Origin of the sequence: Pseudomonas sp. RW407, from assembly GCF_003176655.1 — a bacterium.
GTDB lineage: Bacteria > Pseudomonadota > Gammaproteobacteria > Pseudomonadales > Pseudomonadaceae > Pseudomonas > Pseudomonas delhiensis.
Genome location: NZ_QGSL01000107.1, coordinates 750321 through 755052, shown reverse-complemented (window position 1 = coordinate 755052; position 4732 = coordinate 750321). Strand labels below are relative to the sequence as shown.

Genomic DNA, 4732 nt, shown 5'->3' with positions numbered 1-4732 from the left:
TTGCCGGCTGACGCTGCGTTATCCGCTTGCTCGGGACAGCCCCCTCTCCCTTCAGGGAGAGGGTTGGGGAGAGGGGACGGACTTCGCTCACGCACCTCTGCCAACCCTGACGCCGCTCCCCCTCCCTAACCCTCCCCCGCAAGCGGGAGAGGGGACCGTTCGGCACGAGGCGGAACCACGAAGCTCCCGGGCTCCCCGTAGGGCGCATAACGCCTACGGCGTTATCCGCCAAAATCGCGGATAAGATCCTACGCCGCCCCACCGCACCATTCCCATGTAGGAGCGCGCCCTGCGCGCGATTTCGCGGGCAGGGCCCGCTCCTACAGGCTACCGTGAGGCATGGCATTTCTCCGGTAGAAGCGGCACGAACGCCCTTCAATCATCCCCCTTCGGATCCAACCCCGGGAACAACACCTCGGTGAAGCCGAACTTGCCGAAATCCGTGATCCGCGACGGATACAGCCGGCCGATCAGGTGGTCGCATTCGTGCTGCACCACCCTTGCATGGAAGCCTTCCACCGTGCGGTCGATGGGCTGGCCCTGGGGGTCAAGGCCCTGGTAGCGGATGCGCTTGTAGCGGCTCACCGCGCCGCGCAGGCCGGGGACCGACAGGCAGCCTTCCCAGCCCTCCTCCATTTCCTCGCCCAAGGGCGTGATCACCGGGTTGAGCAGGATGGTCGGCGGCACCGCCGGGGCGTCCGGGTAGCGTTCGCTGCGTTCGAAGCCGAAGATCACCAACTGCAGGTCCACGCCTATCTGCGGTGCGGCCAGGCCGACGCCGCCGGCGTGGTGCATGGTGTCGAACATGTCGTCGATCAGCCGCTGCAGTTCGGCGCTGCCGATCATCTGCGGCGGCACCGGCGGGGCGACGCGCAGCAAGCGTTCGTCGCCCATCTTGAGAATCTCGCGGATCATGCCCCTGGGCCCCTGGCTGGCGGTTGTGCGTGAACTGGCATCCTCGCCCCTCGCCGGGCACCTGGCAAGGCCCGCTACGCCCGTCGCCGGCGGCGCCGCCCCTTCACCGCGGGCGTAGAATCAAAGGTACGGGGCGTGGCCGTGGGGCTGCGTTCCGCATGGAACTGCAGCGAACGCTGGAGCGTTTCGTGGGGGGACCCGGGGGACTGACCTGGAGGTGCTCCATGAACAGGCACTACTACATCAGCAACGACCTGGACGAGCTGGAGAACGTCGAGAGCGAGCTGAAGGCCAACGGCATCGCCGAGGAGCAGATGCACGTGCTCAGCGAGCAGGACGCGCAGCTCGACCAGCGCCACCTGCACGAAGTGCCGGACGTGATGCGCAAGGACCTGGTGCGCGGTGGCAAGTACGGGCTGGGCATCGGCGTCGCCCTGGCGCTGCTGGTGCTGGCGCTGGGCTACTTCGGCGGCTGGAGCGAAAGCGCCGCCGGCTGGATCCCGGTGCTGTTCCTGGCGGCCGTGCTGCTGGGCTTCAGCCTGTGGGAAGGCAGCTTCTTCGGCCTGCAACGGCCCAGTGGCGACGTGCGGCGCTTCGCGCCCTCGCTGCAGGCCGGGCGGCACGTGTTCTTCGTCGACGTGCGAACGGACCAGGAGCCGCTGCTGGACATGGTCGTCGGGCACCACCCGCGCCTGGAAGTGGCCGGGTTCGGCGCGCCCATGCCGCGCTGGGTGCTGGCCTGGGAACAGGCCTGGCACCGCTTCAGACGCATGATGTAGCGACCGCGGCGGCCGGACCTGCCGCCGCATGATCGCGCTGCGGGCGGCCGCGAGGCTGCCGGGGGGAGCTGCGGCCCGGTGGAATCAGCGCAGCTCGATGCGCTCGTCGAGGATGGTGATCAGGCCCTGCTTGAACAGCCCGCCGATGGCCTTCTTGAAATTGCCCTTGCTCACGCCGAACTCGCGGCTGATCACGTCCGGCGGGCTCTTGTCCGACAGCGCCAGGCTGCCGCCGGCCTCGCGCAGGGCGGCGAGGATGCGTTCGCCGAGGTCGTCGCGGGCGGCCTGGCCGACCGGCTGCAGGCTCAGGCTGATCTTGCCGTCGGCGCGCACTTCCTTGATGTAGCCCTTTTCGCGCATGCCGCTGCGGACGAACTTGAACAGCTCATTCTTGTGGATGAGCCCCCAGTGCCTGCCGTCGATGATGGCCTTGAAGCCGAGGTCGGTGCGCTCCACCACCAGCAGGTCCACTTCCTGGCCCGCCTGGTAGTGCGCCGGGGTGTTGTCCAGGTAGCGGTCCAGGCGCGCGGTGGCGGTGATGCGGCGGGTGCGCTCGTCGATGTAGCAGTGCACCACGCAGTAGTCGCCGACCTGCAGCGGGCGCTTCTCTTCCGAGTGCGGCAGCAGCAGGTCCTTGGGCAGGCCCCAGTCGAGGAACAGGCCGACGCGGCTGACCTCCACCACCTTCAGGCTGGCGAAGCCGCCGACCTGCACCTTGGGCTTCAGAGTGGTGGCGATGATGCGGTCTTCACTGTCGAGGTAGATGAAGACGTTGAGCCACTCGCCCGGCTCGGTGGGCTCGTCCTTGGGCACGTAGCGCTTGGGCAGGAGGATTTCGCCATGGGGGCCGCCATCGAGGAACAGGCCGATCTCGGTGTGCTTGACCACCTGCAGGGAATTGAAGCGGCCGATGGCTGCCATGTGCGTGACTCCGGGGAAAAGGCCGGCATTCTACACGCTCTGCACCTGGCCGAACTGCAATTCCGCCAGGCGTGCGTACAGCGGGTTGCCGGCCACCAGCTCGGCGTGGGTGCCCAGTGCCAGCAGGCGGCCCTGGTCGATCACGGCGATGCGGTCGGCGCCCAGCACCGTGGCCAGGCGGTGGGCGATGACCAGGGTGGTGCGCCCGCTCATCAGCTGCGGCAGGGCCTGCTGGATCAGGTGCTCGCTCTCGGCGTCCAGCGCGCTGGTGGCTTCGTCGAGCAGCAGGATGGGCGCGTCCACCAGCAGCGCGCGGGCGATGGCCAGGCGCTGGCGCTGGCCGCCGGAAAGGCCCACGCCGCTCTCGCCCAGGTGGGTGCGGTAGCCCTCGGGCAGGCGCTGGATGAAGCCGTCGGCATGGGCCGCGCGGGCCGCCGCGCGCACCGCCTCGTCGCTGGCGTCGGGGCGGCCGTAGCGCAGGTTGTCCTCCACCGTGCCGTAGAACAGCGCCGGGTTCTGCGACACCAGGGCGAAGCAGCGGCGCAGGTCGGCGGGGTCGAGGCGGGTGATGGGCGTGCCGTCGATGCGGATCTCGCCCTGCTGCGGGTCGAAGAAGCGCAGCAGCAGGTCGAACAGGGTGGACTTGCCGGCGCCGGAGGGGCCGACCAGGGCCAGGGTCTCGCCGGGACGCACGTCCAGGTCGATGCCGTCGATGGCCCAGTGCTCCGGGCGCGACGGGTAGGCGAAGCGCAGGCCGCGCAGCTCGATGCGCCCCTCGACGCGCCCGGGCAGGCGCAGCAGCCCTTCCTGCGGCGCGACTATCTGGTTGCGCGCGCGCAGCAGCTCGGCGATGCGCTCGGCCGCCCCGGCGGCGCGCTGCAGCTCGCCCAGCACCTCGCTGAGGGTGCCGAAGGCCATGCCGACGATCAGGCTGTAGAACACGAAGGCCGCCAGCTCGCCGGGGCTGATGCGCCCGGCGATCACGTCCATGCCGCCGACCCACAGCATCACCCCCACCGCGCCCAGCACCAGCAGGATGACCACGCTGACCAGCCAGGAGCGCTGCAGGATGCGCTTGCGCGCGGTGCCGAAGGCGGCCTCCACGGTGCGGCCGAAGCGCTCGCGGTCCTGGGCCTGGTGGTTGTAGGCCTGCACCGTCTTGATCTGCCCGAGGGTCTCGCCGACGTAGCTGCCGACGTCGGCCACGCGGTCCTGGCTCTGCCGCGACAGCTCGCGCACGCGGCGGCCGAACAGGAGGATGGGCACGATCACCAGGGGCAGCGCGGCCACCACTATGCTGGTCAGCTTGGCGTTGGTGACGAACATCAGGATCACCCCGCCGGCCAGGGTCAGGGCGTTGCGCAGGGCCATGGACAGCGAGGAGCCGATCACCGTCTGCAGCAGCGTGGTGTCGGCGGTCAGCCGCGACTGGATCTCCAGCGCGCGGTTGCTCTCGTAGAAGCCCGGGTGCAGCTCGATCAGGTGGTCGAACACGCGCTGGCGGATGTCGGCGACGAAGCGCTCGCCGATCCACGACACCAGGTAGAAGCGCACGAAGGTGCCGAAGGCCAGGCCCAGCACCAGCAGGAAGAAGATGCCGATGGAACGGTTGAGCAGGTGCTCGGACTGGGTGACGAAGCCCTGGTCCACCAGCAGGCGGATGCCCTGCCCCAGGGACAGGGTGATGGCCGCGGTGAACAGCAGCGCCAGCAGGGCGCCGAGGGCGCGCCAGCGGTAGGGGCCGAGGAAGGCTCGGGCCAGGCGCAGGGCATTGCGCTGGCGGGATGACAGCAGGGGCATGGGCGGCTCGCGGCGACCGGGAATAGGCCGAGGTTAACACCCCGCCGCGGGCCCCGCGATGGCGCTGCAATGGCCCTTCGGTCGATTTTCACCCCGAAGGACGGTCATTTCCTGTACAATGGGCGGCCATTTCGCGAATGAACAGGTAATGGCAAGCATGTCCAGCAAAACCATCTCCCGCCAGAAGTCCGCCCCGAAACCCGCTGCGGCCGTGACCAGCCGCGAGGCCCTGGAAGCCCAGGTGGCCGCCTTCCTCAAGTCCGGCGGCGAGATCCAGCAAGTCGCCAAGGGCGTCACCGGCCAGCCCAACGGCGCCG

5 protein-coding genes are annotated in these 4732 nt (G+C 69.4%); 2 read left to right on the top strand and 3 right to left on the bottom strand.

What is annotated here, in order from left to right:
- Positions 1-375: 375 nt before the first annotated feature.
- Positions 376-915 (bottom strand): peptide deformylase, encoded by a 540-nt coding sequence (gene def / locus DK254_RS27495; RefSeq protein ID WP_109936362.1) that lies wholly within the window; start codon positions 913-915, stop codon positions 376-378.
- A gap of 224 nt (positions 916-1139) precedes the next feature.
- On the opposite strand from def, the gene DK254_RS27490 reads away from it, so the two are divergent.
- Positions 1140-1694, top strand: coding sequence for a hypothetical protein (locus DK254_RS27490; RefSeq protein WP_109936361.1), 555 nt, complete (start codon positions 1140-1142; stop codon positions 1692-1694).
- A gap of 84 nt (positions 1695-1778) precedes the next feature.
- Here the strand turns inward: DK254_RS27490 and DK254_RS27485 are convergent, their stop codons facing one another.
- Together DK254_RS27485 and DK254_RS27480 are read right to left on the bottom strand one after the other, a co-directional pair.
- Positions 1779-2615: a S1 RNA-binding domain-containing protein gene (locus DK254_RS27485; protein WP_089394013.1), complete on the bottom strand. Its 837-nt coding sequence runs from the start codon at positions 2613-2615 to the stop codon at positions 1779-1781.
- Positions 2616-2645: 30 nt separating this feature from the next.
- Positions 2646-4415, bottom strand: a complete 1770-nt coding sequence (locus DK254_RS27480) for an ABC transporter transmembrane domain-containing protein (RefSeq protein WP_109936360.1) — start codon at positions 4413-4415, stop codon at positions 2646-2648.
- A 58-nt stretch (positions 4416-4473) separates the two neighbouring features.
- Here DK254_RS27480 and DK254_RS35295 point away from each other — a divergent pair.
- Positions 4474-4732, top strand: a 259-nt coding sequence (locus tag DK254_RS35295) for a hypothetical protein (RefSeq protein ID WP_371921185.1), incomplete at its 3' end; no start/stop codon positions are given.

Coding starts and splice junctions, on each gene's coding strand:
- DK254_RS27480 (WP_109936360.1), bottom strand. CDS start 4,415: ATGCCCCTGCTGTCATCCCGCCAGCGCAATGCCCTGCGCCTGGCCCGA.
- DK254_RS27485 (WP_089394013.1), bottom strand. CDS start 2,615: ATGGCAGCCATCGGCCGCTTCAATTCCCTGCAGGTGGTCAAGCACACC.
- DK254_RS27490 (WP_109936361.1), top strand. CDS start 1,140: ATGAACAGGCACTACTACATCAGCAACGACCTGGACGAGCTGGAGAAC.
- def (WP_109936362.1), bottom strand. CDS start 915: ATGATCCGCGAGATTCTCAAGATGGGCGACGAACGCTTGCTGCGCGTC.